Source organism: Yoonia sp. R2-816 (assembly GCF_046762905.1).
Lineage (GTDB): Bacteria > Pseudomonadota > Alphaproteobacteria > Rhodobacterales > Rhodobacteraceae > Yoonia.
This window is the reverse complement of record NZ_JBKQXN010000272.1, coordinates 1-1,741: the sequence shown is the minus strand read 5'-3', so window position 1 is coordinate 1,741 and position 1,741 is coordinate 1. Positions and strand designations below refer to the sequence as shown.

General features: G+C 58.2%; 1 protein-coding gene. It reads left to right on the top strand.

Annotated features, from left to right (window positions below; genetic code table 11):
• A partial coding sequence (locus tag ACFWW2_RS16740; protein WP_393929794.1) for an Ig-like domain-containing protein occupies window positions 1-1,741 on the top strand: 1,741 nt, incomplete at its 5' end.

Here is a 1,741-nt window from a genome sequence, read left to right as displayed (position 1 = left end):
GGGTGCGGCGCTGCCGGACTGGCTGATGTTTGATGCGGCTTCGGGGAGTTTCTCGGGCACACCGCCGCAGGGCTTCAATGGTACATTGAGTGTCACGGTGACGGCCAGCGATGGGTCTCTTTCAGCAAGCGATGCCTTTGCTCTTGAGATTACACCTGTCGACGATGCACCTGTCGCGGCCGATGATGTTGCGCAAAGCCACGCTCCGATCACAGAAGATGTTATGACCTTGATTGATACCGCCACGCTTCTTGCCAACGACAGTGATGTCGATGGGGATGCACTCACGGTGACAGCTGTTTCTGCCACGAGTACGCATGGGGCGGCCGTGACGCTGAACACTGACGGGACCATCAGCTATGATCCCACCGACGTAGCCGCTGTTCAAGCTTTGGCAGCTGGCCAGACCCTGACGGATACCTTCACCTATACCGTCAGTGACGGCAATGGTGGTGAGAGCACCGCAACCGTTTCAGTCGTTGTTCATGGACGAGACGAAGCGCCGATGATCGTCGGCGGTGATGGCCGGGACTATCTGCACGGCAGCACCGGAAACGATCAGATCATCGGCGATGCTGGCGATGACCGTCTGTACGGCAATGCTGGCGATGACATTCTGTGGGGCGGGGATGGCCGGGACTATCTGCGCGGCGATGCTGGCGATGACATTCTGTGGGGCGGCGAAGGCGATGACGATCTGTACGGCAATGCCGGCGATGACAATCTGTACGGCGGTGCTGGCGATGACGATCTGTACGGCAATGCTGGCATTGACACCCTGCACGGCGGTGATGGCGATGACTCTCTGAATGGCGGTGATGGCGATGACATTCTGTGGGGCGGTGATGGCTGGGACTATCTGATTGGCGATGCTGGCGATGATATTCTGTGGGGCGGTGATGGCCGGGACGATCTGCACGGCGAGGATGGCGATGACATTCTGTGGGGCGGGGATGGCCGGGACTATCTGTACGGCGGTGATGGCCGGGACGATCTGTACGGCGGTGATGGCAATGACGATCTGTGGGGCGATGCTGGCATTGACACCCTGAGGGGCGAAGATGGCGATGACTATCTGTTTGGCGGTGATGGCGATGACGATCTGTACGGCGGTGATGGCGATGACTCTCTGAACGGCCGTGATGGCGATGACATTCTGTGGGGCGGTGCTGGCGATGACGATCTGTGGGGCGATCTGAACGGCGATGCTGGCGATGACACCCTGCGGGGCGGGGATGGCAATGACACCCTGAGGGGCGGGGATGGCAATGACTATCTGTACGGCGGTGATGGCCGGGACGATCTGTACGGCGATGCTGGCGATGACATTCTGTGGGGCGGGGATGGCAATGGCAATCTGAGTGGCGGGGATGGCAATGACGATCTGTGGGGCGGTGATGGCATTGACACCCTGAGTGGCGGTGCTGGCGATGACACCCTGTCGGGCGGTGCTGGCGATGACGATCTGTGGGGCGGTGATGGCGATGACTATCTGAGTGGCGGGTCCGGAAGTGACGAGTTTGTCTTTAGAGACGGTTTTGGAAGCGACACGGTCAATGACTTCGAAGATGGCATTGACCTTATCAGAGTTAATATCGCAGGTGTATCCTACTCAGATTTGACCATCACAACGAGCACAACGAACGGTTCGAACACGGAAATCTCTGTATCCGGGCACGGTTCGATTACTATAAGCAACTTTAACGCGGCAAACCTGACAGAAGATGATTTTCTATTCTGA